Raw genomic sequence first — 13,836 nt, 5'->3', positions numbered from 1 at the left:
AGACGCGACCACCCGAAGGGCTCGGCATCTGCCGATTTAAGGATGTCTTGAAACAACCACAGTGCCGCTAGGCGGCCTGCTGAAGCATGTTGCTGTTGATCCTCACGCGCGAAACCTCGCCGTACTCACGGTGATAGCTGATCACCTGAGCATCGCGCCCCGATAGCCAACCGCCTCGCGCTGCGTACGCATCAGGAGCAGCCAGCGTGCGGTGCTGCTCAACCACCATTAGGTTGTTTTCCTTCACGTCGATGCTGTGAAGGTGTCCCGTGTGGGCGTATGCGTATTGCGTGCGACCGAATATCTCGCGGAACTGCGCTGCGAACACTTCGGCGACGTTCGTCACCTTGCGTTTATGGCCGTGGTGAAAGAACAGGGCCACCTTGCCGAATTCGTACGCGTTGTATGGCGACGGGCTGCGATCAACCGTGATGCGCGGCTCGTTCTCGTAAATGGCAGAGAACCACTCGCGCATCCAGATTTGGCTTACCGGGTCATGGTTCGCATCGGCCATGACGATGTGCAATCGCTTGTGCTTCGCGAGAAGCATGTCGATCACGGTGCGCAGGATGCGAATCGCCGTCCGGACAATCTTATGGAACCGCGTATCCACGTCTAAGACGTGTTTTGACGCAGGCGTAAGGGCCTCGATCGAGTCGCTGTGTAGCAGATCCGAAAGCTGCGCGAAAACTGCGGTTTCCGCATCCGGCGACTGAGCGATTGCCTGCTCAAACCACCTGATAATCAGATTCTCGGCGATCTTGATATCCCAGTCAGCGCCAGTCTCTTCCTTATGGCTGAGCATTCCGAGGTGAAAGTCGGTGATGACATAGCAATTCAGCAGATCCGCGTTGCCATGCGCCGGAGCGGGGTGGGGCCGAACGCGCGGCAGCGTTTCCGCCATCGCTGCGAATGCCTCGCGCAGAGTTGCTTCTTGCCGGTCACGATCAACCGCCGACTTCACCCACTGCCCCCGCGGCTTGCCTTCGTCGTCGTAGTAGGTGCTTACGCCCTTGACGAGGAAGCCGTCAGGAACGGTATGCGTCATGTCGTGGGCCGGGCTATGACCCATCTTGGCGGCCTTAGCCTTCAGCGCCGCAATGGCATTGCTCACCGTGCCGCGAGCCAGCCCAAGCGCCGCGGCGGCCTTGCGCTCCGATCCATGCGCCTCAATAGCTTCCAGGAACTCAACCTGGCGCGCAGTCGCGTACGACAGAAGAGTCTGGTCTATGGGCATGGTCAGGAATTCAGTTGAGCGGCGAATTCTCCGCAGTAGTCATCCGCCGCGACGACCGGCAGATAGAAATCGACACATCCGTCTTGCCCATCCGCCACAGGGACCGGAGGGTATCTGCGACACCTGATTACGTCCTTACCGAAGTGGGCCCAGCGGCATTCCCGACAAATCTCGGTGCGCTCGGCGACGACTGCGATCTTTTTACGCGCCGCCATGCTTCACCTTCTCGCGCAAAGCATCCAGCCTCGCGATCATGCTGGCCAACAGTGCAGCATCCAGATTTCGAATGCGCCCGATGTCGGCTTCCAGGCTGTCGATGATTTGCTGGGCGCTCATAAATCCTCCCCGACTTCGGGGCGGCCATCATTGCGATGGGCGAGACTCGTGGACGGCTGAACAGCCGAGTCTGCGGGAGAGAATAGGGCTTCCAAGGCTTGGCGAGCCTCACGCGATTTGCGCTCTTTGCTCCAGCCGCTTTTGCAGTGCAGCGTTCCAGCTTTGCGCTCGCGCTCTTCCTGCGCCTGCTTGCGCTCGCATAGCTCCGCCGGGTCCACGCCGAAAGTGCGGGACTGGAAAGTTGCGGAGCGAGCCATGGCAGGGCAGAAATGACAAAACCCGCCGAGCTTTCGCTGGGGCGGGTTTCTTTGGTGACGCCTACACCTCGCATTCCGCGAGGGTAAGCTCAGGCGCTAGGCCGAATTCAGCAATCTGGTGCCGATTATAAAACACACGATTCCGGTTTACAAGCATCTTCGGCAACAAATTTCAAGATTTTTTTGGCGGTCAGTGTGGAGATGTTCTTCCGAAGCTCAGATTTTGCGCCGGCAATCACCAAATCGAACTTTGCTCCCCGAAGGTTCGCATTATGGGTCTTGCGCATCCGAGTCTGGACTTGCTCGGGCGACATGTTCCACACATACGAGTATTTCAGGGTCCATTTCGAAACGTGGTTCGGCAACATCGCCCACGCCTTCTCTACTAGCCACCCATCCCATTCATCCTTGGTCATGGTCGGCGCATTCATCGGCTTTCCAGAATCTCGGAGCAGGACGTACCACTTGGCCCACAGCGCGCATTCGCCAGATTGAAAGCGGGGCGAGCGGACGACGCGTGACCAATTCTCTAAACGCGCTTCAAAGTTCTCAAAGTCCATCTCTATCCCCGCACACTATCTGTTGTGGAAACAGCGCTAAGAAACACACGATATTCTATCACATGTTTCGCACTACTACGAAAGTTCGCTCCGCGCAATAGGTCATTCTTCGCTACCCGTCACACCCAAAAACTCATACCGCACGCCCGGCTCGCCTTGATACGCCGCAAGCCAGTCCCCCGTTATCTCTCCCGATACCTTTGCGTTTTGGCCGGGGAGTCGGCGGCGATGTTTGGTGATGCCCCGCGCCTTTTGCGCAAGCACAACAAGCAGAATCACCGCGCTGAATACGCCGCAGAACTCGCCGATTAGAAGGCCGATGGTGAAGGTCATTTGGTGCCTCAATAAAGGTTCTCGGAATACAGCGTGCCGCCGTTCGCCTCGTCGCCTCCAACACGCCGGATGATCTGGCCCGCCTCTTCGGCGATGCACCATGCGGTGTGACGGTCCACGAATTCGCCGCGGTTCGTGATGAATCCTTGTTCAACCGGATCGCCTTCGGTGTCCAACTTGTGCATAAAGGCATCCCAATGGCGAATTCCGAGCACAACTTCGCCAGTGAAGCGCTTGCGATTTGCGGCACAGACTATGCGGTAGACGCTCATCTCTTCTCCGTTACCAAATAAGCGATAGTCGCCAGCGCACCGTAGACCAGTAGGGCGGTCCTCCAGTGGTCTCCGATGATGCTGGCGATGGTTGTCATGCTGCTTCCTCGTCACCCATTTGAGAGTAGGGTGAATGCTGCTGCAGCCACTCTTGGTACTTGGCCGTTTCCAAGGGCTTTAATGCGGTGTGACCGATGGGCCATCCCATCAACCACTCGACCCATTCCGGGTTCAGTTGGCCACCGTCCGAAGCCATAACTGCGTGGTCGATTCGGTCGTTTGATCTGTCCTTCCCGTTCTTCCTGGTCAGGGCCGCCGGCGACGACCCCTTGGCCGCGCTCGCGCATGGTGTCGGCCACATACGCGACGACACCGCCTCGATTAGCGTCCCGCCCTCGCGCCCCTTGCGTGGCGTTACTCGTCCTCCCTTGCTGCCCAGACTCGCCGTTGGCGTCGGCCAAAGCTTCACCGCTGACGCTAGACCCATCCCGCTCGTCGCACTCGCACCCGGTCTGTTGTAGTTCCCGCATACCGTTGGCGTGGGCCAGAATCCAGATTCGCTCGCGCAAATGGGGAGCGCCGGTATCGGCCGCAGAGAGCACTCCCCATTCCGCATCGAACCCCATCTCGGCCAAGTCTCCAAGAACTCGTCCGAGTCCTCGAGAAGTGAGCATTGGGCTGTTTTCCACTTCGACTCGCTTGGGTTGTACCTCGCGAATGATCCGCGCCATTTCGGTCCAGAGTCCACTTCGCTCGCCGTCGAGCCCTTCTCCGGTGCCCGCCGCGCTAATGTCCTGGCAAGGGAATCCTCCAGCAACGATGTCAACAATGCCGCGCCACGGTCTCCCGTCAAAGTCGCACACGTCATCCCAAATCGGGAATGGCGGGAAGGTTCCATCGTTTTGTCGTGCCACAAGCACGGCTTGGGCGTAAGGCTCTCGCTCGACGGCGCAGACGCATCGATTTCCTCTAAGCTGACCGGCGAGTATGCCTCCACCAGCCCCGGCGAAGAGGTGAAGTTCTCGCATTGCTCCACTACTGCGCGGCTGAAGATCCATGACATTTAAGGTACTCAATGAGGTTTGAAAGCGTTTCGATGTTTTCGTTTGTGATGCCCAGAACCGAATTGCACGCGTTGCACAGAAGCCCGCGAACTTTGCCGGTTGTGTGGCAATGATCGATATGCGGTTTCGTCTGCTTGTCATCCCAATCGAACGGCAGGAGGCACGTCGCGCACTTTTCAGACTGTCGCTCGAGCATCTGCGCGTATTGCTCCCGCGTGATGCCGTACTTCCGCGCCGACTCCGTCAGGTAAATATCTCGGCGATTCGTCTTTCGGTATTCCCGGACGTAATCAGGATTCGCCTCACGCCATGCCCGTGCTTTTGTGCGCCGATACTCCGGATTAGCCGCATACCAATCCTTCGCCGCAGCCTTCGAGCATTCGATGCACTGGTTCTGCCGGCCAGTGCCGCGCCGATAGAAAGCCTCTGGCGGCTTCGGCGTGCCGCACTTCGAGCAACTTTTCATGCCAGCGCCCGCGAATAAATGAAGCTCATTCAAGCTGCCTCCTTCAATTCCAATCCCATCTTTCTCGCGCGCCGCGGAATCCACCGCTCCAGCGCGCCCTCAAATTTCGCCAGCTTTTCTTCGTATGGCGCGGGGCCAGTGTCCAGCCACGAGTGACAGCGCATGCATCCTGGCACGCTGAATTCGTGATCTGCCTTGCGCGCGCCGGCCTTCCCATGCTTCGCAAAGTTGCTGTGGCACGGCACGACCGTGGGGTCAGCCCAATCCGTCCACGGGCAGCAGACGTTCAGGTAACACGGCTCATTTCTACACGCCGCCAGATACTTCGATCCCTCTGCGACGCTAGGGCGCTTCACCCTCGCCTTGATTGCCGATCGCCGCATCGCTGTTGATTTGTTGGCGAGCGGGGTGGTGCGTTTGAGCGTTGACTTACGTGGGCCGAAACCGGTTCTCTTTAGAGCCACTTCGGAACCTCCTTGATGACTATGTTGAGAATCCACAGAACGATGACCGCGCAAAGCGTCCATTCGCGGGCTAGGTCCCACCTGGTACGCCGCAACTCATCCCGCACTTCGACGGCGCGGATGACGCACTTCGCAATGTCATCGTCCTCGTACTTGTCGTAGACGGCGCGCAGCATCTCGACCAAATCGCGCTTCGGCTTCATGCCAGCCCCCTATCTTTTCGCCACTGCACCCACGGCTTACGGATATACGTATGGAAGTACTCCGCAGCCTCTTCGTTGCTATCCAGTTCTGCGCGGCTCTCGATTCCGCATTGCTCGCGCATCCATTCGGCGCACTCGTTGGCCTCGCTTCCTTGGTGGAAGCTCTTGCCGAACTCGTGGTAGACGAAGTCATGGAACTCGACGTCGTTGCAAAGCTGCGCCGCCAACCGAGCCAGCGCGCCTCCCTTGGCCGTGTTATTTACCGTGGCCGTGGTAGGCTGCACAGGCTGCTCGTCGTCCCCAATCTCGACCAGCACCGCGGCGAGGCGATGGCCCGCCTGCTGCCCCTTGCGCACAGTCATGGCGCGGAAAGCGTCAAGGTCTGACGGGTCGGGAAGCCAGAACGTGACCTTGCATCCGCCGTTATGTGATTCGCTCCAGCCTGCAAGCTGGAATTCGCCCGAGAATGTCGGAGTGATCGTGCTCATTGCATCTCCGCTACGTTGCCTTCCTGCGCCCATTTCCAAGTCTGATAGACAATCTGCGGCGTCACGCCCGAGCAGACGGCAACTCACCAGGGAATGTCAAATACCAGATACCGTTCTGGCGATAGAGATGCGGCTTTACTCGCACGCCGAGACGCGCCTGCTGCATGCGCCACTCAATAGGATTGCCGGTCCGGCAATTGCAGCGTTCCGGACCACAGTAGACCAAGCAGTGCTTGTCTTCGATGAATCGAGGGAAATGACAAAGGCTCATACCATCCACCTCCCGGCGACAAACGCGCCCACAATCGCCACCTGAACCGCCCACCACGCAAACTGTCCGGGCGCGATGCGCCGCGATGCCAGAACCGTTGTCGCGCCTACTACTGCGGCGGCTAGAAACATTCCGCTGGCGTTCATCGCGCGCTCCGGTGATTGGCCGCCCAGAATTCAGCCGTCGCCAGCGAGAGCAGGGCATCGACCGACGATTCGAGCTGATAGAGCAGCTTGAGCGAGTCGCCAGTGACGAAGCCCTTTGCCGTGGCCTCTTCAATGCGCGACGTCAGGCGCTTGATTTGCGTCACGATTTCAGCTGTTGTCTGCATTTTCCTGCTCCTTTAGTCCGCGCCAGGACACTTTTTGGCACATCAATCGCCAGCCATTCGGCTCGTTTCTCCAGTCCTGCCCATCCCACCAAACTCGCAGCTCATAATCCCAGCCCGCGTCGAACCATTCGGTGGAGTACCAGCCCACATGAACCGGCTTTATCTCGGGCGGAAACAGTTCAGTCATCTCCACTCGGCACCTCCTGTTTCGTCAGATAGCGGTCGAGGGCTTCTTCGCTGGTTGCGATGGCTATGGGGAGTAGGGCGCGGCGTTGAATCTCCACAGCGAATCTCACCAGGTGATCCATAGAGCCAACGTGGATGCCGTGATGATTGGCTATTTCGTACAGTTCGGCGGGAGTGCTCACGCCTGCTACGTCTCGAATGTTCATCGTTTGCCTCCCTGCGCGGCATGTACCTGCGCCATGCCCTTGGGTCCGCACACGAGTTGACGACCCTCTATCACGTAGAAGCGATTCTCGATACCGAAGCGCTTGAGCATCCACGCCTCAAGGTCATCGACCATCTCTGGCGTCATCAGGCGGCGAAACTCCGCGCTGGGCGTCATGCGCGGTTGGTCGTCCATCATCGGGTTGATGATTACTTCGAGGCCGTGCAGGTAGGTCATGCCAACTCCTTGATTTCGTCGGTTACCTCGTCTTCGATAGGCAGCCCACTGACCGGCTTCAGCCACGCATCCGGGATTTGCGGGAATCGAGTCATCCGACCGGACCACGTCCGAACTTCTCGCGGCGTTTCGACATTCCAGAGGAATCCGTATTCGGGGTAGCGCCCCCATGCGGAAACCACCTTGAGAACCATCCCGATTCCATCGCCGTTTTCTGAATGGATCACGATCGCTAGATCGCCAGCCTTAACGTTCATTTCCCCTCCCTCCGTCGATTCCATTCCGCCATCGCAGCGCGCCAGTCGAAAGGAAGGTCAAAGAAGGCGGCGCTAGGTAAATGCAGGCCATTCATGCGGCACCCCCAAAGAATCCACGCATCGCGTTGTTGAGTGCGTCGAAAGAGTGTTCGCGTGCGGCTTCCGCTTTTCCGTGGCGAACAAGAGTGCGCCCGACCTTGGCTGCATCAATCGGCTCGCCGGTGAGCGAAAAGACCACGGCACACTTGCGGCGCGGCACTCGCGGCGTCTTGCCGGTGCGCTCGATGAAACCCAGTCGCTCCAGCTTGCGGATCGCGCTATCGACCGTCTTTTCGTACAGGCCGAATACGCGCTCAAGCTCCGGGCGAGTCGCTTTGCCGTGCTCCTGCAGGTAGGAGACGATTTGCTCTGCGGCTGTCATGCGGCCTCCAGGTTGTCGACGTCCATCGATTGGCGATAGATGCGGCTGGGGAGAGTGCATTGCCCCAGTGATGCCGTCAGAGGTCCGCGATTGAATCCGACCGAAACCATCGCGTACATTGCGCGAGCCAATACATAGACCGGGCCATCCGATTCAACAGGCGCCTTGACTTCGCAGGCCGGGACGTAGCGCGGCGGGTTGCTGTGATCCGCCTCGATATAGCCATGGATCTTGAGCGGCCCGATATAGCCTTCAATGGTGCTGTCGGACAGGTGCAGCCCAGCCGCAATTCCGCGCTTCGTCTTGCCAGGCTGCGTGCGCACAAACTCCACGATACGGTTGGCGGTCTTGTTGAGTTTGAATGGGTGGCCCATGTCGATCTCCGTCAGAAGGGAATATCCGAATCCATTTCATCGAACCCGCCACCGGCAGGCGCCTGATTGCCGCGCGTGGGCTGACCCCGTTGGGAGGGGCGCTGTTGGCGCTGACGGCTCGGCTGTTCGGTATCGTTGCTGCGCGGGCCATCGCGGCGGTCGCCGAGCATCAGGAGTTCGCTGGCGACGATCTCGGTGGTGTACCGATCCTGGCCGTCCTTGTCCTGCCACTTGCGCGTTTGCAGCTTGCCGGCGATATAGACCTGACTACCTTTCTTCAGGTACTCGCCAGCGATCTCGCCAAGGCGACGCCAGAGGCTGACGCGATGCCATTCGACGCTCTCCTTCATTTCGCCAGATTGCTTGTCCTTCCACTTCTCGGTCGTGGCGACACTGATTGATGCAACGGCGTCACCATTGGGCAAGTACCTAAGTTCCGGATCGTTGCCGAGGTTGCCGATGATTTCTACGCGGTTCAAAGATGCCATTTCGTTTCTCCTTAAAATTCCTCGACGGCCCATCCGCCGCCATCCTTTTTCGTTTTCGCCTTGACCGCAACAAACCGGAACGGGTATTGGTCCGCAGCGATCTTGATCTTTGCTCTGGCGTCGTCTTGCCAGAACCCCTTCACTTCGTGGCACTCCATCGCACCATCGGCCAGCATCGCGGCAAAGTCAGGCGTGTAAAACGTGTTGTCGGCGAGGCGCAACTTGATCCCCTCGAAGCGATACCAGGCGACTTCGCCAGCGTGCTTACGGTCGGCCAGCGTCTTGTCGTAGGCCGCTTCGGTCTTGTTCATCGCGCCAGCCTTCAATCGGCCTAGCGCTTGCATGCGCTTAGTAGAACTACCTAGCGATATCGCTCTCTGGTTCAATTGGTGGGGCCTCTTTACTGGTTCCAGCGCTCTGTCAGCGCGTCTCGAATCTGTTGTGCTGCTGCGGGGCCGAATGCTCGTTCGAGGTTCGCGATGTACGAGCGGCGCTGCTCAAGGGTCCAGTCGATAATCTCGTCGATCACTTCGGCGAGGCGCGCGGGATCGTGGATCATTAGAAGGGAATTTCCGGATGCTCTTGGAACACGGCTTCAACAATTCCGACGTCGTCGAGGTAATACATGGCACGCTCAACCAGATCGTGGACCCTCACAAGACTGATCCGCCGCGGTTCGCTGCCGTCAACCATCTGTGCGAAGAAGTCGTGATTGCGACAGAGAACGCTAATAAAACTGGCCAGTGAATATGTCTTGCGCAGCGGGAGTTGATCGTGCGTTATCAAGGTCACAGCCGGCTGATTCTTATGGAAACTGAGTTCTGCCGAGAACGCCTCGAAGTCGATCAACCAGACAGTTCCGAACTTTTCCAGTGTCGTGCGCGTATCGACCGGCTGACGGTCTGCCCGTACCTTCATGCCCTTTTGGCGAAGGATTTCCAATGCTGCAGTTGCTCCGCTCATGCTGTTTCTCCAATTTGCTGTTCGCTAAAGTCGAGGTAGTGATAGGCCCGGCGAGAATCGTCGGTACTGAATTGCATGCAAGCCTTATTGAAGAAGAGGGCCAGCGCGCGATGTTGGGTTTCGCCGTTGCGGGACTTCCAGAGCGTCAGATAGGCATCCGGTTCCTCGGTGCTCGTGTCGCCATCTTCCTTCTGGGCCGACCAGACCGAGAACACGTTGTCTGCCGCATCGGTCAACTTTCCGCTACCCGACACGTCCATCTTTCCGGGCGAGCGCTTCTCGTCCTGTCCTTTGCGCGGGTGAGCGACAAGGTGAACGTGAACGTTCATGCCTCGAGCGAACGTCGCCAGTTTGCGCATGGCGTCCTTCTGGGCGCTCATTGCGCCAGCGCCGTCCTCGGGTACGTCCGTCATCATCAGACTGTCGATTACGAAGTGGCGGATGCCGTAGCGCTTGAACGCGTACGCAAATACGGTCAGGAGTCGATCGATCGATGCGGTGCCGAGCAGATCGAAAATCCACATGCGGTCGCGCAGCCATTCGCCCATCGCATCCAGGTAGCGGTGCGTCGGGCGATCCACGCCGCCGAGTTGTTTGGCCATGCGTTTGCCCTGCATCTCCGGCTTCATCTCGCCAGAGAACACACATACGCGCTCGCCTTGGGTCATCAGGCCCAGCAGAACCTGATTGAGCAGGAGAGACTTGCCATGGCCGTTGTAACCGGTCCAGATGGTCAATTCGCCGTTGCGGAACTCAAACCACGTTTGACCAACGCCGCAGAACGTCAGGTATGGCGTTACATCTTCTTCGTGAGCCGGGTAGAAGAGAGATTTCACGCCCGACCAGAAGTCGGCCATGGAGCGCAATTCTTCGGGGTCAAACGTCTTGGCCTGGGCGAAGTGCTTCTTGAAATCGTCCTGCGTCGCGCCGGTCAGAAGAAAATCGTTCGCATCCTTTTTCGGGAACACGACAACCTTGCAGCGATCCAGGCCGAGCCGGTTAGCTACTTCCTTCGCGCCCTTCTGGCCCGCTTCGTCGTTGTCGTAGCAGAGATAGATTTCGCTGAAGCGCTCGAGGCGGTTCCAGTCGTTGTCGATCCATTGGTGATTGCCAGCGCCGGCATTGACAGACAGGGCGGGGATGCCGACCTGATACAGGCTCATGGCGTCTAGCTCGCCTTCGGTAATGGCGATGCCGCGCTTCTTCGGATCGATCAGGTGCCAGCCGAACAGGCAAGGCTCCGCGCCGCCCTCTTGACGCATGTCCTTCTTGTCCGCGATGTTGCGATACTTGACGTTGATCAACTCGCCTTCGCGAATGTACGGGAAGAGGGCATAGATGGTGCCGTTACGATCCTGTTCACCCACGCGGAACGCCTCGAGCGTCGCAGCGGTAATGCCGCGGGTCGAGAACCATTCGCCGAGCGCGCCCTGCGGGGACTGGCGCTTCGCCTTGGCGGGGCGCTTGTACGCGGGCATCTCGCGACGCGGCATCGTGTCCTGAACGCCGAGGAACTGCTTGGCCTCGCGCATCGCTTCGGCGATTGACAGGGCGCGGCACTGCACCCAGAGCTCGAGCATGTCGCCCGATGCGCCGCCGTTGAAATCCTTCCAGACGCCGCGCTTGGCGCCGGTCAGGCACACAGACAACGACTGACCGGGCTCGCCCGACACGCTTCCGGCTTTCCACTCCTTCGCAACCTTCTTGCCCTGGGGGAGCAGATGCTGGGCGATCATCGCCGCGTTATCCGCCATCAGAGCCGACAGTTCTCGAGCATCCATGCTCACCCCTTAATCCGTTTCCCGTCGCGCCACTGGTGCGCGTTCGATCTCGTGCAGCCCGCGTTCGTCGCCTTCCATTCCTTGTCGAAGCCCGCCGCGATCCACCAATCGGCATCGGAGCCAATCTTTTGGCCCCAGGCTTCGGTGTAGTGCCCATCCGGCCCGAAGAAAGTCGCCGCCTGCTTCACGTACTGCGTACCGATGTCACCCTTTTTCGTGAGATACGCGATGTACCGCTTCAGGCCGGCGGTCATCTCGGCGGCCGTTTTGCCTTCACGAATTCGTGCATTCCAAGCCTTCAATGCCTTCGCTTTCGAATCTCCACCATCACGCTCCGGGTACAGCCTCCACGCCTCTTCGAACTCCGGATTTTTTTGCGCGCGCTCCTTTTGTGTTTCTTTTGGAAGGTTTTCTTTTGTGTGTCCCGAATTGGGACTATCGACCTGTCCCGATTCGGGACTACTTGAGTCCCGATTTAGGACTAGTCCCGATTTAGGACTACTACCAGTTGTGTCCAAATCGACATCCTCCGTACTAGATGTGGTAGTCCCGATTTGGGACAGGGTGTCCCGATTTGGGACTACCCAGCGGCGATAATTCTTGTTGATGCCAACGACCAATCCGTAGACGCCAGGACGCCGGGTGAGCACATTCATGCCTGCGAGCTGGCCGATAACTTCGGAAACGTGATTGCGTTTAACGCCGCACATTTGCCCGATCTGCCCCGCCGACATGTCGTCCTCCTTCTTCCCGTACCCGTAGGTCTTGCGAAGCACCGTCAACAAAACAAGAAGCTGCCGCTGGGTGAAGCCGAACCCGAGAATCGCTTCGAACAGTTCGTTCGCGATTCGGGTGTATCCGTCCTCGAGTTGCGGAGTCTCGTCTTGCACATTTCAGCCTTATCTAACCTTCTTGGCCTTGATCATCGCCACGAGGGAACGGCAGAGCATGTGCGCCTGCTGTTTCTTCGCCTTCGGATCGCTCAGCTTCGCGATGTTCTCCGCCATGCGATCTTGCTCGCGCTGCTGATCGGGTTTGATGTTGAATAAATCGCGTTTCATGCCGCTACCTTTATAGAAGAGGTAAGCATCGCGGCCAGCGCAGCCTCCAGCGCGGCGCATTTGCTTTCCAGTTCGCCGATCTTTGCCTGCTGTTCCGCGGCGGCTGATCCAGCCTTGACAGCCTTGAGTTCTTCGTCGGCCTTCAGTAGACGCTCGTACTCTGCGAACGGCACAGGCACCAGGCCCAACTCATTACACTCGTACTGGACCGGCGCGTAGTTGCCGTTCATGCGCATCAACTTCAGGCGCTTATGGGTCGGATAACCTACCGAGCCGCTGACGATACGGGAAAAATGCCCCTTGTCGATCTGCAGCGTCTTCGCGATGTACTCATGCGTGTACCCGCTGAGCTGGATGCACAGCCGCACAGCGTCAAGCTCGTCCTCGCACATCTTCAGCAGGTCCATCGGTACGTCCTTTACCTTGCGGGGCTCGCCTAGAGCCGGTAGTTCGCGTTGCATGGCGTTTCTCCTTGCGGGTGATTGCAGGCGGATGCATTGAGTTGCATATCCCTCAGAAACAAAAATGGAACCAGTTCAGTTCCATCTCTCTCAGGCATCTACAACTTATGAACTACCCCCAGTTTCCCGGTGAACTGCTTTTTGTTTGCGCCAGCAACGCTGGTCGGATTGGTCATTCGTACTACTATTTGTCTAATCGAAACGCTATGCCGCTAGGCGGTCTCGCAATACTCTCGTTCGATCTCGGCAATCTCTTCCACTGTGAAGATTTCGGGCGCGAGATCGCTCAGGCTTACCATCCCGTCAGAGCCGCGCCAGAGAGCTATCGCGATGCTCTGAACGCCCTCAAGGTTTTTCAGGTGCCAAACCTTGTTCAAATATCTGATGTCGCCGAACGAGTAGAAAAATGTGAGGCAATGCCACGACGGATGATTGGTCAGAAGCGTTCGCCCGTAAGCGAGCGCAGCCTCGGGCTCCCAGATTTTGGGGATTGCGCGACCGCGAAGCGCATTGCACGACCGGCAGACGGGTTCGACATTGAGTGGTTTGTTGTAGTCTCGATGATCGTATTCTGTAGCGGCGCGGCCGCAGTCTCTACAATCAAACAACTTCGGGTTGGCGAGGATACCTTTCCTTCTGGCGGATGCGACCGCGCTTCCAGCGAGGCTGCCACCACTCCAATAACGGGTGCGAAAGTATTGGGATTGCATTTAGCCCACCATCCGCGATTCAACGAGCTTGTCGCTCGAGCCACCGACTGGCGGCTGTACGTCATCACTACTGGCCGCGCGATCCATCGTCCCGCACTTGACCTCGCGATCCTTGTTCGGCTCGTAGAAGAAAGTCACCAGGTCGGCTTTGCTAAAATCAGCACCGAAGCGTATGCATGCCGCATAGAGGCTTTCCATGAGCTTCGGCCCCGGTATCTTTCTCGCGTAGACGAGATGGGTCTCGATGTACCGGATCGTGGTGCCGACCTCCTTGGCGAACTGCTGCTTTCGCTCACGATCCAGCGAGCGGTAGAAGGTCTTGAAGTCGGTGGGGTGTGAATTCGTAGCCATGCACCCATCATCTACTACCCGTAGGGTGCTGTCAAGCCTTTTTACTCCCCTAAGGGGAA

The 13,836-nt window shown here is 58.3% G+C and carries 25 protein-coding genes; 1 reads left to right on the top strand and 24 read right to left on the bottom strand.

The features are described 5' to 3' along the window. Positions 1–67: 67 nt before the first annotated feature. The 24 genes from AB4Y43_RS01285 to AB4Y43_RS01170 form a co-directional block, all read right to left on the bottom strand. Positions 68–1,237: a hypothetical protein gene (locus tag AB4Y43_RS01285; protein ID WP_368726811.1), complete on the bottom strand. Its 1,170-nt coding sequence runs from the start codon at positions 1,235–1,237 to the stop codon at positions 68–70. A gap of 201 nt (positions 1,238–1,438) precedes the next feature. Further along, entirely contained in the window at positions 1,439–1,573 is a 135-nt protein-coding gene (locus AB4Y43_RS01280; RefSeq protein WP_368726810.1) for a hypothetical protein, read from the bottom strand. A 382-nt stretch (positions 1,574–1,955) separates the two neighbouring features. Beyond that, entirely contained in the window at positions 1,956–2,390 is a 435-nt protein-coding gene (locus AB4Y43_RS01275; protein ID WP_368726809.1) for a hypothetical protein, read from the bottom strand. A 102-nt stretch (positions 2,391–2,492) separates the two neighbouring features. Next, positions 2,493–2,723: a hypothetical protein gene (locus tag AB4Y43_RS01270; RefSeq protein WP_368726808.1), complete on the bottom strand. Its 231-nt coding sequence runs from the start codon at positions 2,721–2,723 to the stop codon at positions 2,493–2,495. A gap of 8 nt (positions 2,724–2,731) precedes the next feature. Further along, the gene (locus AB4Y43_RS01265; protein ID WP_368726807.1) at positions 2,732–2,995 is read right to left on the bottom strand and encodes a hypothetical protein; all 264 of its coding nucleotides are present in this window, start codon (positions 2,993–2,995) and stop codon (positions 2,732–2,734) included. 110 nt (positions 2,996–3,105) lie between these two features. Continuing rightward, on the bottom strand, positions 3,106–4,023 hold the full coding sequence (locus tag AB4Y43_RS01260; RefSeq protein WP_368726806.1) for a DNA cytosine methyltransferase: 918 nt from the start codon (positions 4,021–4,023) through the stop codon (positions 3,106–3,108). Positions 4,024–4,030: 7 nt separating this feature from the next. Further along, positions 4,031–4,558 (bottom strand): endonuclease VII domain-containing protein, encoded by a 528-nt coding sequence (locus AB4Y43_RS01255; protein WP_368726805.1) that lies wholly within the window; start codon positions 4,556–4,558, stop codon positions 4,031–4,033. A gap of 421 nt (positions 4,559–4,979) precedes the next feature. Further along, positions 4,980–5,192, bottom strand: coding sequence for a hypothetical protein (locus tag AB4Y43_RS01250; RefSeq protein ID WP_368726804.1), 213 nt, complete (start codon positions 5,190–5,192; stop codon positions 4,980–4,982). Beyond that, positions 5,189–5,680: a hypothetical protein gene (locus AB4Y43_RS01245; RefSeq protein ID WP_368726803.1), complete on the bottom strand. Its 492-nt coding sequence runs from the start codon at positions 5,678–5,680 to the stop codon at positions 5,189–5,191. The genes AB4Y43_RS01250 and AB4Y43_RS01245 overlap by 4 nt, the downstream gene beginning before the upstream one ends. 413 nt (positions 5,681–6,093) lie before the next feature. Next, the gene (locus AB4Y43_RS01240) at positions 6,094–6,282 is read right to left on the bottom strand and encodes a hypothetical protein (RefSeq protein ID WP_368726802.1); all 189 of its coding nucleotides are present in this window, start codon (positions 6,280–6,282) and stop codon (positions 6,094–6,096) included. Then, positions 6,266–6,469 carry a hypothetical protein gene (locus AB4Y43_RS01235; protein WP_368726801.1) on the bottom strand — a complete coding sequence of 68 codons (204 nt, stop codon included), beginning with the start codon at positions 6,467–6,469 and terminating at the stop codon, positions 6,266–6,268. Before AB4Y43_RS01235 ends, AB4Y43_RS01240 begins: the two co-directional genes overlap by 17 nt. Beyond that, positions 6,462–6,674, bottom strand: coding sequence for a hypothetical protein (locus AB4Y43_RS01230; protein ID WP_368726800.1), 213 nt, complete (start codon positions 6,672–6,674; stop codon positions 6,462–6,464). Before AB4Y43_RS01230 ends, AB4Y43_RS01235 begins: the two co-directional genes overlap by 8 nt. Next, a complete protein-coding gene (locus tag AB4Y43_RS01225) occupies positions 6,671–6,910 on the bottom strand; it encodes a hypothetical protein (RefSeq protein ID WP_368726799.1) in 240 nt (79 codons plus the stop codon). The genes AB4Y43_RS01230 and AB4Y43_RS01225 overlap by 4 nt, the downstream gene beginning before the upstream one ends. Then, positions 6,907–7,167, bottom strand: coding sequence for a hypothetical protein (locus AB4Y43_RS01220; RefSeq protein WP_368726798.1), 261 nt, complete (start codon positions 7,165–7,167; stop codon positions 6,907–6,909). Before AB4Y43_RS01220 ends, AB4Y43_RS01225 begins: the two co-directional genes overlap by 4 nt. A gap of 91 nt (positions 7,168–7,258) precedes the next feature. Next, positions 7,259–7,588 carry a hypothetical protein gene (locus tag AB4Y43_RS01215; protein WP_368726797.1) on the bottom strand — a complete coding sequence of 110 codons (330 nt, stop codon included), beginning with the start codon at positions 7,586–7,588 and terminating at the stop codon, positions 7,259–7,261. Then, a complete protein-coding gene (locus AB4Y43_RS01210) occupies positions 7,585–7,962 on the bottom strand; it encodes a hypothetical protein (RefSeq protein ID WP_368726796.1) in 378 nt (125 codons plus the stop codon). Before AB4Y43_RS01210 ends, AB4Y43_RS01215 begins: the two co-directional genes overlap by 4 nt. 11 nt (positions 7,963–7,973) lie before the next feature. Continuing rightward, positions 7,974–8,450 carry a single-stranded DNA-binding protein gene (gene ssb / locus AB4Y43_RS01205; protein ID WP_368726795.1) on the bottom strand — a complete coding sequence of 159 codons (477 nt, stop codon included), beginning with the start codon at positions 8,448–8,450 and terminating at the stop codon, positions 7,974–7,976. An 11-nt stretch (positions 8,451–8,461) separates the two neighbouring features. Further along, a complete protein-coding gene (locus AB4Y43_RS01200; RefSeq protein WP_368726794.1) occupies positions 8,462–8,761 on the bottom strand; it encodes a DUF1064 domain-containing protein in 300 nt (99 codons plus the stop codon). A gap of 89 nt (positions 8,762–8,850) precedes the next feature. Continuing rightward, entirely contained in the window at positions 8,851–9,009 is a 159-nt protein-coding gene (locus AB4Y43_RS01195; protein ID WP_368726793.1) for a hypothetical protein, read from the bottom strand. Next, complete coding sequence (locus tag AB4Y43_RS01190; RefSeq protein ID WP_368726792.1) at positions 9,009–9,413, bottom strand: hypothetical protein; 405 nt, start codon at positions 9,411–9,413, stop codon at positions 9,009–9,011. Before AB4Y43_RS01190 ends, AB4Y43_RS01195 begins: the two co-directional genes overlap by 1 nt. Beyond that, complete coding sequence (locus tag AB4Y43_RS01185; RefSeq protein WP_368726791.1) at positions 9,410–11,194, bottom strand: toprim domain-containing protein; 1,785 nt, start codon at positions 11,192–11,194, stop codon at positions 9,410–9,412. The genes AB4Y43_RS01190 and AB4Y43_RS01185 overlap by 4 nt, the downstream gene beginning before the upstream one ends. Positions 11,195–11,196: 2 nt before the next feature. After that, entirely contained in the window at positions 11,197–12,084 is an 888-nt protein-coding gene (locus AB4Y43_RS01180; protein WP_368726790.1) for a replication protein, read from the bottom strand. A gap of 9 nt (positions 12,085–12,093) precedes the next feature. Then, on the bottom strand, positions 12,094–12,255 hold the full coding sequence (locus tag AB4Y43_RS01175; protein ID WP_368726789.1) for a hypothetical protein: 162 nt from the start codon (positions 12,253–12,255) through the stop codon (positions 12,094–12,096). Further along, entirely contained in the window at positions 12,252–12,716 is a 465-nt protein-coding gene (locus tag AB4Y43_RS01170) for a hypothetical protein (RefSeq protein ID WP_368726788.1), read from the bottom strand. Before AB4Y43_RS01170 ends, AB4Y43_RS01175 begins: the two co-directional genes overlap by 4 nt. 107 nt (positions 12,717–12,823) lie before the next feature. Between AB4Y43_RS01170 and AB4Y43_RS01165 the strand changes: the two genes are divergently transcribed. Beyond that, positions 12,824–13,765, top strand: coding sequence for a hypothetical protein (locus tag AB4Y43_RS01165; RefSeq protein ID WP_368726787.1), 942 nt, complete (start codon positions 12,824–12,826; stop codon positions 13,763–13,765). The last annotated feature ends 71 nt before the right edge of the window (positions 13,766–13,836 follow it).

The organism is Paraburkholderia sp. BR10872 (assembly GCF_040965835.1).
GTDB classification, from domain to species: Bacteria; Pseudomonadota; Gammaproteobacteria; order Burkholderiales; family Burkholderiaceae; genus Paraburkholderia; species Paraburkholderia nodosa_A.
Note: the sequence above shows the minus strand (reverse complement) of the source record. Positions and strands in the feature narration are given on the sequence as shown.

Coding starts and splice junctions, on each gene's coding strand:
- AB4Y43_RS01285 (WP_368726811.1), bottom strand. CDS start 1,237: ATGCCCATAGACCAGACTCTTCTGTCGTACGCGACTGCGCGCCAGGTT.
- AB4Y43_RS01280 (WP_368726810.1), bottom strand. CDS start 1,573: ATGAGCGCCCAGCAAATCATCGACAGCCTGGAAGCCGACATCGGGCGC.
- AB4Y43_RS01275 (WP_368726809.1), bottom strand. CDS start 2,390: ATGGACTTTGAGAACTTTGAAGCGCGTTTAGAGAATTGGTCACGCGTC.
- AB4Y43_RS01270 (WP_368726808.1), bottom strand. CDS start 2,723: ATGACCTTCACCATCGGCCTTCTAATCGGCGAGTTCTGCGGCGTATTC.
- AB4Y43_RS01265 (WP_368726807.1), bottom strand. CDS start 2,995: ATGAGCGTCTACCGCATAGTCTGTGCCGCAAATCGCAAGCGCTTCACT.
- AB4Y43_RS01260 (WP_368726806.1), bottom strand. CDS start 4,023: ATGCGAGAACTTCACCTCTTCGCCGGGGCTGGTGGAGGCATACTCGCC.
- AB4Y43_RS01250 (WP_368726804.1), bottom strand. CDS start 5,192: ATGAAGCCGAAGCGCGATTTGGTCGAGATGCTGCGCGCCGTCTACGAC.
- AB4Y43_RS01245 (WP_368726803.1), bottom strand. CDS start 5,680: ATGAGCACGATCACTCCGACATTCTCGGGCGAATTCCAGCTTGCAGGC.
- AB4Y43_RS01240 (WP_368726802.1), bottom strand. CDS start 6,282: ATGCAGACAACAGCTGAAATCGTGACGCAAATCAAGCGCCTGACGTCG.
- AB4Y43_RS01235 (WP_368726801.1), bottom strand. CDS start 6,469: ATGACTGAACTGTTTCCGCCCGAGATAAAGCCGGTTCATGTGGGCTGG.
- AB4Y43_RS01230 (WP_368726800.1), bottom strand. CDS start 6,674: ATGAACATTCGAGACGTAGCAGGCGTGAGCACTCCCGCCGAACTGTAC.
- AB4Y43_RS01225 (WP_368726799.1), bottom strand. CDS start 6,910: ATGACCTACCTGCACGGCCTCGAAGTAATCATCAACCCGATGATGGAC.
- AB4Y43_RS01220 (WP_368726798.1), bottom strand. CDS start 7,167: ATGAACGTTAAGGCTGGCGATCTAGCGATCGTGATCCATTCAGAAAAC.
- AB4Y43_RS01215 (WP_368726797.1), bottom strand. CDS start 7,588: ATGACAGCCGCAGAGCAAATCGTCTCCTACCTGCAGGAGCACGGCAAA.
- AB4Y43_RS01210 (WP_368726796.1), bottom strand. CDS start 7,962: ATGGGCCACCCATTCAAACTCAACAAGACCGCCAACCGTATCGTGGAG.
- ssb (WP_368726795.1), bottom strand. CDS start 8,450: ATGGCATCTTTGAACCGCGTAGAAATCATCGGCAACCTCGGCAACGAT.
- AB4Y43_RS01200 (WP_368726794.1), bottom strand. CDS start 8,761: ATGAACAAGACCGAAGCGGCCTACGACAAGACGCTGGCCGACCGTAAG.
- AB4Y43_RS01195 (WP_368726793.1), bottom strand. CDS start 9,009: ATGATCCACGATCCCGCGCGCCTCGCCGAAGTGATCGACGAGATTATC.
- AB4Y43_RS01190 (WP_368726792.1), bottom strand. CDS start 9,413: ATGAGCGGAGCAACTGCAGCATTGGAAATCCTTCGCCAAAAGGGCATG.
- AB4Y43_RS01185 (WP_368726791.1), bottom strand. CDS start 11,194: ATGGATGCTCGAGAACTGTCGGCTCTGATGGCGGATAACGCGGCGATG.
- AB4Y43_RS01175 (WP_368726789.1), bottom strand. CDS start 12,255: ATGAAACGCGATTTATTCAACATCAAACCCGATCAGCAGCGCGAGCAA.
- AB4Y43_RS01170 (WP_368726788.1), bottom strand. CDS start 12,716: ATGCAACGCGAACTACCGGCTCTAGGCGAGCCCCGCAAGGTAAAGGAC.
- AB4Y43_RS01165 (WP_368726787.1), top strand. CDS start 12,824: ATGAACTACCCCCAGTTTCCCGGTGAACTGCTTTTTGTTTGCGCCAGC.